The sequence below is a fragment of the Chromatium okenii genome (genome assembly GCF_016583745.1).
Lineage (GTDB): Bacteria > Pseudomonadota > Gammaproteobacteria > Chromatiales > Chromatiaceae > Chromatium > Chromatium okenii.
This window is the reverse complement of the sequence record NZ_NRRQ01000006.1, coordinates 74,703-89,709: the sequence shown is the minus strand read 5'-3', so window position 1 is coordinate 89,709 and position 15,007 is coordinate 74,703. Positions and strand designations below refer to the sequence as shown.

At 51.7% G+C, this 15,007-nt stretch carries 13 protein-coding genes and 1 tRNA gene; 7 read left to right on the top strand and 7 right to left on the bottom strand.

Annotated elements, in window-relative coordinates:
• Positions 1-8: 8 nt before the first annotated feature.
• From nusA to CKO12_RS03700, 4 genes are all read right to left on the bottom strand, one after another.
• Positions 9-1,508: a transcription termination factor NusA gene (gene nusA, locus CKO12_RS03715; RefSeq protein ID WP_200153386.1), complete on the bottom strand. Its 1,500-nt coding sequence runs from the start codon at positions 1,506-1,508 to the stop codon at positions 9-11.
• Positions 1,509-1,541: 33 nt separating this feature from the next.
• A complete protein-coding gene (gene rimP, locus CKO12_RS03710; protein WP_200153385.1) occupies positions 1,542-2,033 on the bottom strand; it encodes a ribosome maturation factor RimP in 492 nt (163 codons plus the stop codon).
• Between the two features lie 263 nt (positions 2,034-2,296).
• Positions 2,297-3,079: a hypothetical protein gene (locus tag CKO12_RS03705; RefSeq protein ID WP_200153384.1), complete on the bottom strand. Its 783-nt coding sequence runs from the start codon at positions 3,077-3,079 to the stop codon at positions 2,297-2,299.
• A gap of 31 nt (positions 3,080-3,110) precedes the next feature.
• A complete protein-coding gene (locus tag CKO12_RS03700; RefSeq protein ID WP_200153383.1) occupies positions 3,111-3,875 on the bottom strand; it encodes an S-methyl-5'-thioinosine phosphorylase in 765 nt (254 codons plus the stop codon).
• A 183-nt stretch (positions 3,876-4,058) separates the two neighbouring features.
• Between CKO12_RS03700 and phoU the strand changes: the two genes are divergently transcribed.
• The 4 genes from phoU to CKO12_RS03680 are packed head-to-tail and all read left to right on the top strand — an operon-like array spanning position 4,059 to position 8,293.
• Positions 4,059-4,754: a phosphate signaling complex protein PhoU gene (gene phoU / locus CKO12_RS03695; protein ID WP_200153382.1), complete on the top strand. Its 696-nt coding sequence runs from the start codon at positions 4,059-4,061 to the stop codon at positions 4,752-4,754.
• Positions 4,754-5,311, top strand: coding sequence for a hypothetical protein (locus tag CKO12_RS03690; RefSeq protein ID WP_242466189.1), 558 nt, complete (start codon positions 4,754-4,756; stop codon positions 5,309-5,311). Before phoU ends, CKO12_RS03690 begins: the two co-directional genes overlap by 1 nt.
• 5 nt (positions 5,312-5,316) lie before the next feature.
• On the top strand, positions 5,317-7,593 hold the full coding sequence (locus tag CKO12_RS03685; RefSeq protein WP_200153381.1) for a tetratricopeptide repeat protein: 2,277 nt from the start codon (positions 5,317-5,319) through the stop codon (positions 7,591-7,593).
• Between the two features lie 37 nt (positions 7,594-7,630).
• On the top strand, positions 7,631-8,293 hold the full coding sequence (locus CKO12_RS03680; RefSeq protein ID WP_200153380.1) for a thiol:disulfide interchange protein DsbA/DsbL: 663 nt from the start codon (positions 7,631-7,633) through the stop codon (positions 8,291-8,293).
• A gap of 127 nt (positions 8,294-8,420) precedes the next feature.
• Here the strand turns inward: CKO12_RS03680 and gyrB are convergent, their stop codons facing one another.
• Both gyrB and pmbA read right to left on the bottom strand, forming a co-directional pair.
• Positions 8,421-10,829, bottom strand: coding sequence for a DNA topoisomerase (ATP-hydrolyzing) subunit B (gene gyrB, locus CKO12_RS03675; protein ID WP_200153379.1), 2,409 nt, complete (start codon positions 10,827-10,829; stop codon positions 8,421-8,423).
• Between the two features lie 71 nt (positions 10,830-10,900).
• Positions 10,901-12,241 (bottom strand): metalloprotease PmbA, encoded by a 1,341-nt coding sequence (pmbA, locus tag CKO12_RS03670; protein WP_200153378.1) that lies wholly within the window; start codon positions 12,239-12,241, stop codon positions 10,901-10,903.
• 126 nt (positions 12,242-12,367) lie between these two features.
• Here pmbA and CKO12_RS03665 point away from each other — a divergent pair.
• The 3 genes from CKO12_RS03665 to pufA all read left to right on the top strand — a co-directional run bounded on the left by CKO12_RS03665 (position 12,368) and on the right by pufA (position 13,139).
• Positions 12,368-12,455 (top strand) — tRNA-Ser (locus CKO12_RS03665).
• Positions 12,456-12,696: 241 nt separating this feature from the next.
• A complete protein-coding gene (gene pufB, locus CKO12_RS03660; RefSeq protein WP_200153377.1) occupies positions 12,697-12,831 on the top strand; it encodes a light-harvesting antenna LH1, beta subunit in 135 nt (44 codons plus the stop codon).
• A gap of 53 nt (positions 12,832-12,884) precedes the next feature.
• Positions 12,885-13,139, top strand: a complete 255-nt coding sequence (gene pufA / locus CKO12_RS03655; RefSeq protein WP_200153376.1) for a light-harvesting antenna LH1, alpha subunit — start codon at positions 12,885-12,887, stop codon at positions 13,137-13,139.
• A 148-nt stretch (positions 13,140-13,287) separates the two neighbouring features.
• Here pufA and gspE read toward each other — a convergent pair whose 3' ends face one another.
• On the bottom strand, positions 13,288-14,994 hold the full coding sequence (gene gspE / locus CKO12_RS03650; RefSeq protein ID WP_200153375.1) for a type II secretion system ATPase GspE: 1,707 nt from the start codon (positions 14,992-14,994) through the stop codon (positions 13,288-13,290).
• Positions 14,995-15,007: the final 13 nt, after the last annotated feature.

Here is a 15,007-nt window from a genome sequence, read left to right as displayed (position 1 = left end):
CTTTACCTCTATTCCTCGGCGGCGTCGGCGAACCAAGGTTCGCGTGCCTTCATAATTAAGCGGCCTGCCCGCTCCGCATCCATGCCTGCAATGTCCATGAGTTCGTCAACGGACTGTTCGGCGAGATCGTCTAGGGTCACAACGCCCCGCGCTGCTAACGCCTCGGCCAGCGTGTCATCCATATCAGCCAGCGCCAGCAGTTCCGCAGCCAGCGTTGGTCTGACGCCTTCTTCAGATGCAATGGCGCGGGTCAACAACACGTCGTTGGCACGTTCGCGCAGCATCTCAATGGTGTCATCATCAAAATCGTCGATTGCCTGCATCTCGGCGAGGGGCACATAAGCCACCTCGTCAACAGTGGTAAATCCTTCCTCAACCAACACGGCAGCGACGGTTTCGTCCACGCCGAGCTGGGTCACAAAATTTTGCACCGAGCGCCGCGCTTCCTGTTCACTTTTGACCGCCGCATCCTGCTCATTCATCACGTTGAGTTCCCAACCACTCAACTGGGTCGCGAGGCGCACATTTTGCCCAAAACGACCAATCGCTTGCGCCAAATTCTCCTCTTTCACCGCCACATCCATGCTGCGGGATTCCTCGTCGATGACGATAGACACGACATCGGCCGGCGACATGGCGTTAATCACGAACTGCGCCGGATTGTCATCCCACAGAATGATGTCCACGCGCTCGCCGTTGAGTTCATTCGACACCGCCTGCACCCGCGCTCCGCGCATTCCCACGCAGGCACCTACCGGATCAATGCGCGGATCGGTGGTGCGCACGGCGATTTTGGCGCGGGAGCCGGGATCGCGGGCGGCACCGAGAATTTGAATCAAGCCCTCGCCGACTTCCGGCACTTCCAGCTTGAATAATTCGATCAGCAATTCCGGCGCGGTGCGGCTGACAAACAGTTGCGGGCCTTTCACTTCTGAGCGCACGTCATACAAATAGCCGCGCATCCGGTCGCCAGCGCGGACAGATTCACGGGGAATCAAATGCTCGCGGGAGATAATCGCCTCTGCGTTATTGCCGAGATCAAGCAAGATTGAACCGCGCTCGGATTTTTTCACGATGCCAGTTACAAGCTGACCTTTGCGCTCGACAAAACTAGACACCACCTTGGCGCGTTCGGCATCGCGCACCTTTTGCACGATCACCTGTTTTGCGGTTTGCGCGGCGATGCGCCCAAACAACTCCGACTCGATTTCTTCTTCAATAAACTCGCCGACGTTCAAAGTCGGTTCCAGTATTGCCGCCGCAGATGCCGTGATCTGGCGGGATGGCGCATCGAGACCGCCATCGGGATCGGTGACGATTTCCCAGCGCCGAAAAGTGCGGTAATCGCCAGTTTTGCGGTCAATCAACACCCGCACGTCCACATCCCCGCCCTGCTTTTTGCGGGTCGCCGACGCCAGCGCCGCTTCGATGGCTTCAAAAATTACTTGCGCAGGCACGTCCTTTTCGTTGGAAACGGCCTCAACGACCAGCAGAATCTCTTTACTCATGCCATTTTTATCCAACTCAAACCGTTCGTTCCATCACGCCACATGGTCAGCGACTGCGGCGGGAGACGCACGAAAATCTGCCACCACGCGGGCGGTGTCGATCTGCGCCAGCGGCAGCGCCCATAGCCGATCATCGGCTTCCAAGGTCACGATCCCGGACGCATATCCCCGCAGCAGACCATCAAATTTGCGCCGTCCCTCCAATTTTTCAGTCAATCGGATGCGAACACGATGATCGATAAAGCGTACAAAATGTGCCGGAAAGACCAGTGGGCGATCCAAACCCGGCGATGAAATTTCTAAATCGTAGTGCCCCGGCAACGGGTCTTCGACATCCAGCACCCCGCTCAACTGGTGACTCACCGCGCTGCAATCGTCCAGCGTGATGCCCTGCGCATGATCGATATAAACCCGCAGCGTGGCACCAGCTCCGTGCTGGAACAGTTCCACGCCCACGAGTTCAAACCCCAGTGGTTCGACGACGCGCTGCGCTAAAAGAGTGAGGGAACTATCTGCCGCCAGCATGATTCAACCTGTCAAAAAAACAAAAAAATTGGGCCATCTGGCCCAAGCACTGATTGCATCGCTCGTCACAGCAAGCGTTGCCAGCCGTTTGAAAACGATAAAAAAACCCCGTAACGGGGTCTTAAATTAAAACAGCGCAGGTGGGGTCAAATTCACCTGCTTTAAGCCACAGGATAGTAGTCTTTTCACCTAGACCGCGCAACCGCACTGCCGTCAGCGCGAGATGCGAATGTCGCTGCATCTCGCGCTGTCAATCAACCCGCTCAACGCGGTGGTAAATATCCAGCGGGATATCCGCCGCCTGTTGGATAACCGGGGTATCCGTAGGGCATCACGTTGGGGGCAACGGGCGCTGCCGGAGCCTGCGGCATCCGTTCCCAATACTGGCGCATCCGCTCGTCAGCCTGACGCCGCATCGCTGCATATTGCGCTTGCATCATGGCTTGTTGCTGCATCATCGCCTCCCAATCTTGCGGCTGGGGAGCTGGCTGTTGATACAGCGGCGCGGCTGGCGCTGCCGCACGCGGTTGAAATTGCGGTTGCGGTGCAGGCTGGACGGCGACAGCAACAGGTGCCGCCGAAGCTGGTGCTGCCGTTGGCGGAGCCGGAGCTGGTGTCACAGCGGCTGGCGCTGCTTCTTTGTTCAGCAGCGAGTTGGCAAATGCAGTCGTTTCCGGGGCGGCAGCTGGCGCTGGTGCAGCGACCACTGGTGCTGCCACTTCTGCTGGTTTGGGCGCAGGAGAATGCACCGCTGGCGCAGGTGCGGCAGCTTGCTGCGCGGGCGCAGGTGGTGGCGATTTCGGTTCCATGCCCGGCAGCGCCGTCAACGGAATCGGGCTTAAATCGCTGATTTTTTGCACTAATTTGGAAACAGCTTGGCTATCTTCTTCCAGCGAGGTCAGGTAGAGATAACCAAAAGTCAGCACCACGCCCCAGAGAATCAGTTTGGGGAAAAAGCCGAAGGTCGAGCGCGGCTTGGGTTGCGGTTTGGGTTTGAGCCGACTTTTGGGAGCCGTTGTGGTTGTCGTTTCGGTATCATCAGCCATTGGAAAAATACTCCTAAAATATCATTAGAGATCAATCGTTTATTGTAGTTGTACTGGCAATTTGTGCTGCCAAGCTGGTCAACACGGTCACAATGCGCTCCGCGCACCCAGCGAGATTATCCTCAATTTCTTGCATCGTAATGATGCCGTCACTCTTGCCGGCTGCCCAATTGACGACAAATGCCAAGCTGGCATAACAAAGCCCCAGTTCCCGCGCCAGCCCCGCTTCCGGCATTCCGGTCATGCCGACGAGATCGCAGCCGTCGCGTTCACAGCGGCGGATTTCAGCAGCAGTCTCCAAACGCGGCCCTTGCGTCGCGCCATAGGTGCCATCAGCGACGACTGCCTGACCAACGCGAGCGCAGGCGCTGATTAACGCCTCGCGCAGCGCCTCGCAATACGGCGCAGTCATATCGACATGATCGACGCCCGCGCTCGTCCCGTCATACAGGGTGTGGTCGCGCCCGTAGGTGTAGTCGATGATTTGGTCAGGAATCGCCAACGTGGTCGGACTAAAGCGCGGCGTGATGCCGCCGACCGCCGCTAGTGCCACAATCTGCGTCGCACCTTGCGCCCGCAGCGCCCACAAATTGGCGCGATAGTTGACACAATGCGGCGGCAGATGATGCGCCGCTCCGTGACGCGGCAGGAATAACACCTCCCGCTTGCCGAGCTGCCCGCGCAGCAAGGGTGCAGAGGTTGCGCCATACGGCGTGTCCACCGTGCGCGCTTCCGACACCTGCAACGCAGGCATCGTGGCAAACCCCGAACCGCCGATAATGGCTAACAGTGACATTGCAGCACCTCAAAAATCAGTAGACCGGTAAGAGTCTACCGGAGTGCGGGGTTGAAACCAACGTTAGGTTTTTGTGCCAATAACTCACTGCGATGATGCGATAAGCACAATTGCTTGACGATTTATGGGAACCATGCGCATTCTTTGCGCACCAGTTGCTTGTTTGTTAATGAGGATGGAGCCATGCCTGATGCGATCAGTTTAGTGCAAAAAAAGCGTTTTCATTTGCAATCAGCAATTGGAAATATGGGGTTGCGCGTCACGCAAGCCTTACAACAATCAGTCATCTGTTTACACACCCATGATCTCAGTTTAGCTGCGGAAATCATCGCCGCTGATGCGGACATCAATCAACAACGACGTGATCTTGAGCAGCAATGTTTAGTCACATTAGCAGCGTATAAACCGGCTGGCGAAGATTTACGCGCTCTTGGTTCCTGCATGGAACTCCTTTCTGAATTAGAACGCATTGGCGATTATGCCGCCGATATTGCCAGCATCATGCTTAAAATTGGCGATATTCCATTACCCTCAGAACCAGTCGCTGCCATTCTGGATGTCGCAGATAATGCCATTACAATGTTCACTGCGGCATTGGATGTTTTCACTTCCAATGGCGATGAACTCACTGCACGCGCAGCAGTCATGTTAGAAGCGCAAGTGGATCGGGATGAAGCGGCATTGGTGCAGCGGGTATTAGATCGAATGCAAGTTGATGCCGGCTTCGCGTTAATTGGCACCTATTTATTATGGATCGTACACAATTATGAGCGCGTCGCAGATCGCGCCACGACGGTCGCTGAACGGGCGGTATATGTCACTGCCGGTCACACGCCCAATTTCAATCTTGATGATGCGCTTAATCCGCTGAAAGAATAATGAACACAATGAAATCAAAACAGCATGATTTAATCAATGCGAGCTGGCGCGGTATACTGGCGACACTGACGTTAATTGGTATGACAACGGCGAACAGCGGCGAAATTCAACCGCTACACACCGCAGTGATTAAAGCAACGACTGGATTGTGTCAGCGCGGCACAACCTGTCATGTTGATCGCGCTGGCGTATGGATTCCAGAAACAGCAGTTGCAATTTTAGGCGCAGTGGTTGCAGAGCAAGCCGATATTGATTTGTATACCGATTTGGAAGTCAGCACGCGCCCAGAAATGTATCAGTGTCACGGCGGCGGAGCGCAAGGGTGCATTTTTCGGATGAAATACGCAGGACCGGGTTTATTCGATTATGAAGCAAAATCAGGCAGCACTTATCTGGGTTCAAACATTACCAATACCAGCATTTCTTTTCCTGCCGGTTATGGCATTATCATTCCGGCTGGCACTCCCATTTATGTACATCTCGATGTGCTCAATACCAGTTTAATTGATCTAAAAGTCGATCAAGATGCTTGGTTGTATTATGTGCCAGTGAAATAATCATTATGCACAATGCCACGACAAAATCACCATTCCGCCCGCGCAAATCATCCAATCAAACCGCAGCGCCATCATTGTCTGAACAGGAGATGTTGGTAGCATTATTTAATGCTGAAAAATTTGTTGATGCTGAAGCATTCGCCCATCAACTTATTAACCGTTATCCCGCCGCCGCGTTTAGCTGGAAAGCACTGGGAACGGTGCTATTAGCATTGGAACGTCAAGCAGAAGCATTGCCTGTCATACAACGTGCAGTTGAACTCGCGCCACATGATTCTGAGTGTTTGAATAGCCTTGGTAAAGCATTACAAAGTGCGCATCGTATTGAAGAAGCAATGGCTTACTTTACCCAAGCCTTGGTATTACAGCCAGATTATGCAAGTGCGGTCGCCAATCGTGGTAATGCGTTAGCACAGCTCGGTCGCTATGAAGAAGGGTTAATTGAATTAACGCGGGCGCTCACCTTAAAACCGCATTCAGCGATTATTTTCAATGATCGCGCCAATGTTCTAAAAACGTTACGCCGTCTTAACGAAGCATTGAATGATTATGTGCAAGCATTAGCATTAAAACCAAACTTTGCACAGGCACATAATAATTTGGGGTTGATATTACAAGATTTGGGACGGCCGGAAGACGCATTGCCGCATCATCACCGCGCAATTGAATTAAAACCAGATTTCGTTAAAGCAAAATTTAATTATGTGCAGTGTGCGCAACAACTGCATTTTGCGAGTGATGCAGCGAATGTGCGCCAAATGCTATTGCGGGCGTTAAAAGAAGGTTGGTCTTATCCGGGCAAACTCACTAAAATTTGCAGTGATTTTATTAAACTGAATCCAATTATTCAACACGCCATCCAGCGCAGTGCTACACTGCAATCAACGCGAGTGTCATTGTCGGAATTATTGAGCGCAGCAGAATTAGATGCGCTCATCACTGATGAATTGCTGATGACCGTATTGGTTACCATGTCAGTGTGTGATTTAGAATTGGAACGCCTGTTGACGCTATTGCGCCATGCAATGCTAAATGATGTGGCATACAATAGTGCTTTATATGTGGATAGCAGCCCGCGTGTACAGTTATTGCAAGCCTTAGCCTTGCAATGTTACTTAAATGAATACGTATTCAGTGTCACTGAAGAAGAAAATAGGCGTATTACTGCATTAGAAAGTGCAATGACCGTTGCGCTCATGCAGCAATTACCCATATTCGCGCCACATTTAATCGCGCTAGCAGCATATTGTTCACTTGAGCGGTTACCCAAAGCAGAAAATCTCTTATCTCAGAATTGGTCGCAGCTAGTTACTGAGATTCTTATTCAACATCTGCGTGAACCGCAAGAACAAAATGCGTATTGCCAAGCAATGCCGCGTTTAACCGAAATTAACACTGGAATTTCTGCACTTGTTAAAAATCAATATGAAGAAAATCCGTATCCGCGTTGGGTAAAAACCAATCAAATTTTGTCACCGTTAACAATTGATGCGTTTGTGCGTCAACAATTCCCACAGGTACCGTTTACGCCATTGAATAAACATCATGGCACTGAAATTTTAATTGCAGGCTGCGGCACTGGTCAGCATTCAATTAACACCGCGCAACGGTTTCCAGATGCACAGGTATTGGCTATTGATTTATCGTTGCACAGTCTCGGTTATGCCCAGCGCAAAACTGCTGAATTAGGGATTAAAAATTTACGTTATGCCCAAGCTGACATTTTACAATTCAACGCACTAGATATGCAGTTTGATCTTATTGAATCTGCTGGCGTATTGCATCATTTAGAAGCTCCGCTCGTCGGTTGGGAAATACTGTTATCACATTTGCGTCCGGGTGGCTTTTTATCACTCGGTTTGTATAGTCAGCACGCCCGAACTGCCATTGTAAAAGCGCGAGAGTTCATTGCTCAACGCGGTTATCATGCAACTCCAGAAGATATTCGACGCTGCCGTCAAGAATTGATGACGCAACGCGATCAAACTGACTATCGGCAATTGGCAACAAGTAGTGATTTTTTTACCCTCAGCGGCTGTCGTGATCTTATTTTTCACGTTAATGAACATTATTTCACGCTACAACAACTCGCAGAAATAATAGATCGCTTTCAACTCAAATTCCTTGGTTTCGTTGTCGATCAAAATGTCAGCAACGCATATCTCAATTGTTTTCCAGATGATCCTACGGCAACTAACTTAAACCACTGGACGGAATTTGAAGCAAGATACCCAGAAACCTTTGCTGGCATGTATCAATTTTGGATGCAAAAACAGTCATAAATTATACCTGCAATACTTTTATTTTTTGGAGAGATAAATGAGCGTTACTCGCCGACAGTTTTATCGTTCTATACTGGCATTCTGTGCTGCCGCTACCCTAATGCCAGTCTTTTCAGCAACTGCCGAAGAATTATTAGAAGGTCGAGATTGGCGTCGCATTGATCCGCCACAACCTAGCGATACGAAAGATAAAATTGAGGTTTTAGAGTTTTTTTCCTATGGTTGCCCGCATTGTGCTGAATTAAATCGTTTATTAAAGCCTTGGGCACAAAAACTCCCTGCCAATGTTGTCTTGCGGCGCTTGCCAGTGACCTTTGGGCGCGGCGCATGGGTGAATTTAGCAAAACTTTATTTTGCATTAGATAGCACTGCGCAACTAGAACAATTCGATCAATTGGTGTTTGATGCGCTTCACCACCAACGAGTCAAACTATTTACGGTGGCGGCGATGACTGAGTGGCTTAATAAGCAAGGTGCAGATGTGAACACATTTACAGCAGCATTTGAGTCTTTTGATGTGCAGATGCGCTTGAATCGTAGCGAAGCATTGACCACTCGTTATGAAATCAACGCGGTGCCGACTATAATTGTTGGCGGACGTTATGTGGTGCTTGGCAATGCGGCAAAAACGCAGGAAGATTTATTAAAAATTGCTGACGCTTTAATTGAAAAAGTACAGCTTGAAACTGTGAATAAGTAGATTTTTGGAAGATAAAAAGCCCCGTTGTTCAAAACGGGGCTTTTTTCAGTAAGCATTGCTGCGGAAATCGCGCTTTTAACCAACCCCAAAAATCATGCGTTCTTTTTGTAGGTTTGGTGTGATGGGTTTAAACGTCTAAATTGCCAACGTTCAGCGCGTTCCTTTCAATAAATAAACGCCGTGGCTCTACTTGATCGCCCATTAACGTCGTGAAAATCGCATCTGCTGCAACTGCATCTTCAATTGTCACGCGCAATAATCGCCGCATTTGTGGGTTCATCGTCGTTTCCCACAATTGTTCGGGATTCATTTCACCCAAACCTTTATAGCGTTGCGTGCTGGTGCCACGCTGCGCTTCTGCCAATAACCAGCGAATCCCTTCGCCCAAATCGTTAATTGCTTTACTGCGCTCACCGCGAGTCATATACGCATCTGGCTGTAATAATCCGGTCAGCGTGTGCCCAAATTCAACGATCTTGGCATAATCGCCAGAACGGAAAAATTCAATCGGAATCAAGCGTGATTCAGGAATGCCATGCACCAAACGGGTTAATTCAAGCGCGGTTGGCAATGCGGATATGGAATCAAAAATGCCGCTTACCCGATAATGCAGTGCTAATGAATCATGTTGATTGAGGCGTTGTTCTAAATCATTGCACCATGTTTGAAATGCGGCATTGTCGGTAATTACTGCTTCGGTGACGGCAGGCAAGCGGGTTAATTCTTCTAAAAAGACGACATCATAGCGTCGTGCCAAGCGCCGAATGATCTTCATAACGACATTGTAATCACGCGCCAACGTTTCCAACGCCGTCCGTGCTAATGGCGGCGCGTTAGCAGTGACGAATAAATCGGCATCATCTAGCGCCGTTTGTAACATCGCCCGATTGAGCGCCGCTTCATCAAGAAGGTAAGTTTCTTGTTTGCCTTTTTTGAGCTTGAATAATGGCGGTTGCGCGATATAAATATAACCACGCTCAACCAGTTCTGGCATCTGGCGATAAAAGAAGGTCAATAACAACGTGCGAATATGCGCACCATCGACATCAGCGTCAGTCATAATAATGATGCGGTGATAACGCAGGTTATCAGGGTTGTATTCTTCCCGCCCAATACCACAGCCCAGCGCCGTAATTAAAGTTCCCACTTCTGCTGATGCCAGCATCTTGTCAAAACGCGCTTTTTCAACATTCAAAATTTTACCTTTTAACGGTAAAATCGCTTGAAAAGAACGATCACGTCCTTGTTTGGCGGAACCACCTGCTGAATCACCCTCAACCAGATATAACTCTGATTTTGCGGGGTCTTTTTCCTGACAATCCGCTAACTTGCCCGGCAAACCCGCAATATCAAGCACACCTTTGCGGCGCGTCATTTCCCGCGCCTTCCGCGCTGCTTCTCGTGCCCGCGCTGCATCAAGCATTTTATTAGCGATGATCTTCGCTTCTGCCGGCTGTTCTTCGAGAAATAAATTCAATTGTTCAACCACTAATGATTCAACAATCCCTTTTACTTCGGAGGAGACCAGTTTGTCTTTGGTCTGGGAGGAGAATTTAGGATCAGGCACCTTGACGGATAATACGGCAGTTAATCCTTCTCGCGCATCGTCACCAATCGGGTGAATCTTTTGAGTACGATCCAAGCCTTCGCGTTCAATATAACCGTTTAAGGTGCGCGTTAAGGCGGCGCGAAAACCAGCTAAATGGGTGCCGCCGTCTTTTTGCGGAATGGTGTTGGTATAACAAAAGATCGTTTCTTGATAGCTGCTGTTCCATTGAATCGCCAGCTCGACGCCAACTGTATTGCGTTCGGTGCTGAAATAAATGACGGTGGGATGAATCGCTTCTTTATTCTGATTCAGGTTTTCAACGAAAGCACGAATCCCGCCCTGATATTCAAATACATCGCTGCGTTCGCTGGCTTCATCAAGCAGTGAAATCCGCACGCCAGAATTCAAAAACGATAATTCTCGCAGCCGTTTGGCGAGAATGTCGTAGTGAAAATCTAAATGCGTGAAGATGGTATCTGAGGGATAAAACCGTACCTCTGTGCCTTTTTGCGTGGTTTCGGCAACTTGACGCAGTGGGTATTGTGGCACGCCGAGATGATATTCCTGTTCATACGCCCAACCGCCGCGATAAATGCGCAGAATTAACCGCTCCGATAACGCATTGACCACTGAAACGCCGACGCCATGTAAACCGCCCGACACTTTATAAGAATTGTCGTCAAACTTACCGCCAGCGTGCAAAATCGTCATAATGACTTCTGCTGCGGAGCGGTTTTCTTCAGCATGAATATCAACTGGAATGCCACGCCCGTCATCACGCACTGATACTGAATTGTCGCTATGTAAAATCACGTTGATATTGGTGCAATGACCAGCAAGCGCTTCATCAATGGCGTTATCGACGACTTCAAACACCATGTGATGTAAACCAGTCCCATCATCGGTGTCGCCAATATACATGCCCGGACGCTTGCGCACGGCGTCCAAACCTCTTAATACTTTGATATTCGTTGAATCGTAAGTCATTGCCAATAATCCTGAGAAACGGTCTTCAATTAAAGCGATTCTTAACGCTTAGAATAACACGCCCGCACTTTTTATTCTCCAGCAATAGTCATCCGGTCAATTAACCATGAGCCGGTACGCACGCTGCCGGGGAAATCGCAGTCATTGCCAATGGCGACTAATCCCGCAAACATGGTTTTGAGATTACCGGCAATGGTGATTTCTTCGACGGGAAATTGAATTTCGCCATTTTCAACCCAGAATCCCGTTGCGCCGCGTGAATAATCGCCGGTAACGAGATTGACGCCTTGTCCCATCAATTCAGTGACCATCAAGCCGGTGCCCATTAAACGCAGCAGGGCGGCGCGGTCGTGTGTGCCCATGTCAACGCGCAAATTGCGAACGCCACCGGCGTTGCCGGTGGTCGGCAAATTGAGGCGGCAGCCGGAATAGACGCTGAGTAAATAGGTTTGCAAGACGCCGGCGTTGATTAAATCTTTGGCGCGGGTGGCGACGCCATCGCCGTCAAAGGGGGCGCTGGCGAGTCCGCGTCGCAGGTGCGGCTCTTCGTGAATGCGGACGAAATCGGGAAAAATGCGCTCGCCGAGGTGGTCAAGCAAAAAGCTGGAGCGGCGATAAATGCTGCCGCCGCTGATCGCGGACATCAGGCTGCGCAATAAGCCGGTCGCCACTTCCGCTTGAAATAAGACGGGCGCGTCGCGGGTGTCGAGGCGTCGTGCGCCGAGGCGGGCGAGAGTGCGCTGGGCGGCGCGTTCACCAACTTGTTGCGCAGAATCAAGCTCTTGTCCACAGCGAGCGGTCGTCCACCACGCATCGCGCTGCATCTGGTCGCCAGCTTGTCCAATCACGGCGCAGTCGAGGCTGTGATGAGTGGTGGGATAGCCGCCGATGAAGCCGTGACTGTTGCCGACGGCGTGAATGCCGAATTGGGAGGAAAAGCTGGCGCCATCGGAATTGACGATGCGCGAATCGTAGGCGCGAGCGGCGTCTTCACAGGCGACGGCGAGCGCGATGGCGTCGTCAACTGTCACTGCCCAAGGATGATACAGATCGAGATCGGGCACATCCGTTGCCAACAGCGCGGGATCGGCGAGATGAGCGCAGGGGTCTTCTTGCGTGTGCTGGGCGATGACGCAGGCGGCTGTGACGGCATCGCGCACGGCGGTGGGACTGAGATCGGAGGTGCTGGATGAGCCTTTGCGGTGCCCGAAATAGACGGTGATGCCCAGCCCGTTGTCGCGGGTGTGTTCGACCGTTTCGACTTCACCGAGCCGCACTGCGACCTCTAAACCGGCACTGCTGCCAACGGCGGCTTCAGCGGCGCTGGCACCTTGGCGTTTGGCTTCTTTCAAGAGGTCTTCAATGATGTTGTGCAGGCGAGCGAGACGGGCGGTGGTGTCAGCGGTGGTCATGGATCATCCTAAAAATTGGCGAGTGAAAAATAACGCTATTGGGACAGCGGCGCATCATGGGTTATGATTGCCGCCGTCAGATAGAGGCGTAGTTTAAGACGAATGTCCACGCATCTTTAGATAACCGGAGAGATGGCTGAGTGGTTTAAAGCGGCGGTCTTGAAAACCGTTGATTCGTAAGGGTCCGGGGGTTCGAATCCCTCTCTCTCCGCCACACATTGATCAAACCCGTTGCTGTTGCAGTAACGGGTTTTTTCATGCCCACAGCACTGGCGCAGCGTCCTCAATCGCGGTGCGTGTAAATTCAACTTGACACCGGCTTGTGTCAGGTTAAACTAACACTCAAGGTATCGCAGGCAACACGGCAACATTGATCGCTAGTTTTATGGTGCTGATGCTTAGTGAGCCTATCACGAGCCGAAATGGCTACCCACTCTCACGCTGGAGATATTTTCATGGCTAACCTGTCTGGTTTGACCGACGCACAAGCAAAAGAATTCCATGAGCATTGGAAGCATGGTACTTGGAGCTGGGTGATGATCGCCTGCGCCGTTCATGTAGCTACTTGGGTTTATCAACCCTGGTTCTAATTTGAGCCGCTGGTTCTCGTTGAGCCTCTTTATTTGAGTTAGGAGATATCTAAATGCAAGTTCCAGTTATGCTCGCCGATCCTTCCATTGCTGCACCCAATCATCCTGAAGAAGATTGGAAAATTTGGACTGTTATCAATCCAGCAACGTGGATGGTTCCTTTCTTTGGTATTCTGTTCGTTCAAATGTGGATGATTCATAGCTATGCACTGGCTCTGCCAGGCTACGGCTGGAAGGATTCCGTTCGTGTGAAGACTCCTGCTGCTGTAGTCGCACCAGCATCTGCTGCAACCACCGTTGCACAGTAAGCTGTTTGCATTGCGGCGCTGTTATTTTCAGTGTCGTGCGTAGCGTAGTTTTTTATGTTTAATAAATAATCTTCGCTATTAAAAACCCTCAGTTCTTTTAACGGAATTGAGGGTTTTTTATTGCGCCCGTTTTCTTGCGCCATTGTTGTTAATCTGCGGCAGCTACTCGCAACACTTCTTCAATCGTCGTGCGACCATCTAACGCTTTGCGCAGCCCGTCTTGATACATCGTCTCCATGCCTTCCACCACCGCTAATCGGCGAATCTCCGTTGCCGTCGCGTGCGCCAGCACTGCTTTACGAATCTGATCGGTCATCAGCAGCACCTCGGTAATCACTAACCGCCCCCGATAACCGCTGTCATTGCACAGCGCACAACCCACCGCCCGATGTAAATCAACCGCCCCGCTCACGCCCGCCGTGTGTGCAAACCGTTCCGCCAATTCCGGCAACGCCCGATAGGCTTGCCGACAGTGCGGACACAACCGTCGCACCAGCCGCTGCGCCACAATGCCATTGATGGTTGAAGTCAGCAGATAATCCTCCACACCCATCTCCAGCAACCGCGTCACCCCACTGGCGGCATCGTTTGTGTGCAGCGTTGACAACACCACATGCCCAGTCAGCGCCGATTGCACCGCGATCCGCGCCGTCTCCAGATCGCGCATTTCGCCTACCATAATGATGTCAGGGTCTTGGCGCACAATTGCCCGCAGCGCCCCGGCAAACGTCATCCCAATCGCCGCTTTCACCTGAATCTGGTTGATGCCCGGCAACTGATATTCCACCGGGTCCTCCACCGTGATGATTTTATGCGCCTCCGTATTCAGGCGACTCAGTGCGGTATACAGCGTTGTGCTCTTGCCCGAACCGGTCGGGCCTGTCACCAACACAATGCCATACGGCTGTTCCAACACCTGCCGCAACCGCTCGCGGGGTGCGCCGTCAAAGCCCAGCGCATCGAGATCAAAACGCACGCTTTCTTTATCCAGCAACCGCATCACCACGCTTTCACCAAACATCGTCGGCACGGTCGAAATCCGCAAATCCAGCTCCCGCCCCTGCATCCGCAGCGGAATCCGCCCATCCTGCGGCAAACGGCGCTCGGCGATATTGAGCTTGGCCATAATTTTGATGCGTGAAATGATCGCCGCCGTCGAACGCACCGGCGGGGCTTCCACCTCTTTCAACAGCCCGTCCACCCGATAACGCACCTTCAACACGTCAGCAAAGGGTTCGATGTGAATGTCCGACGCCCGCACCTCCACCGCCTTTTGAATCAACTGATTCACCATCCGAATCACCGGCGCTTCGCTGGCTAAATCCTTCAAATGCTCAATATCTTCCTCGGCAAAATCACCAAATTCCGCTTCTGACGCCGGCGGCGGCTCTGGGCTCGGCTCGTACAGCCGCACCAATGCCGCCTCAATATCAGATGGCAATCCGACCGCGAGCGTGATCGTTTTGCCCGTCGCCAGCGCCAGCGCCGCCGGCACAAACTGATCCAACGGATTGGCCAGCGCCACCGTCAAGGTGTCAGCCGTCAGCGCCAGCGGCAGCGCCCGCGCATCTTTGAGAAAGCGCACACTCACGCCGTCTTCGGGCACCGCTTCAGGTGGAAATTCGCTTGCCTCCACCAACGGCAACGCCAACACCTCCGCCATCACCCGCGCCAGCTCGCGCTCGGCGACCAATCCCAACCGTAGCACCAGCGGCAATAACGCATCGCCACCGTCTTCTGCCAAGCGCCGCGCCCGCGCCAGCTCGCCCGGCGTGAGCTTGCCGAGGTGATGGAGCGCGGCGATCACTTGGCTTTCAGCATCCGCTGGCGCTGCCAAATCAGTGCTGATATCCATTTCCATACAACGG

Excerpts from the sequence above, each read along its gene's own strand:
- nusA (WP_200153386.1), bottom strand. The coding sequence starts at position 1,508 with ATGAGTAAAGAGATTCTGCTGGTCGTTGAGGCCGTTTCCAACGAAAAG.
- rimP (WP_200153385.1), bottom strand. The coding sequence starts at position 2,033 with ATGCTGGCGGCAGATAGTTCCCTCACTCTTTTAGCGCAGCGCGTCGTC.
- CKO12_RS03705 (WP_200153384.1), bottom strand. The coding sequence starts at position 3,079 with ATGGCTGATGATACCGAAACGACAACCACAACGGCTCCCAAAAGTCGG.
- CKO12_RS03700 (WP_200153383.1), bottom strand. The coding sequence starts at position 3,875 with ATGTCACTGTTAGCCATTATCGGCGGTTCGGGGTTTGCCACGATGCCT.
- phoU (WP_200153382.1), top strand. The coding sequence starts at position 4,059 with ATGCCTGATGCGATCAGTTTAGTGCAAAAAAAGCGTTTTCATTTGCAA.
- CKO12_RS03690 (WP_242466189.1), top strand. The coding sequence starts at position 4,754 with ATGAACACAATGAAATCAAAACAGCATGATTTAATCAATGCGAGCTGG.
- CKO12_RS03685 (WP_200153381.1), top strand. The coding sequence starts at position 5,317 with ATGCACAATGCCACGACAAAATCACCATTCCGCCCGCGCAAATCATCC.
- CKO12_RS03680 (WP_200153380.1), top strand. The coding sequence starts at position 7,631 with ATGAGCGTTACTCGCCGACAGTTTTATCGTTCTATACTGGCATTCTGT.
- gyrB (WP_200153379.1), bottom strand. The coding sequence starts at position 10,829 with ATGACTTACGATTCAACGAATATCAAAGTATTAAGAGGTTTGGACGCC.
- pmbA (WP_200153378.1), bottom strand. The coding sequence starts at position 12,241 with ATGACCACCGCTGACACCACCGCCCGTCTCGCTCGCCTGCACAACATC.
- pufB (WP_200153377.1), top strand. The coding sequence starts at position 12,697 with ATGGCTAACCTGTCTGGTTTGACCGACGCACAAGCAAAAGAATTCCAT.
- pufA (WP_200153376.1), top strand. The coding sequence starts at position 12,885 with ATGCAAGTTCCAGTTATGCTCGCCGATCCTTCCATTGCTGCACCCAAT.
- gspE (WP_200153375.1), bottom strand. The coding sequence starts at position 14,994 with ATGGATATCAGCACTGATTTGGCAGCGCCAGCGGATGCTGAAAGCCAA.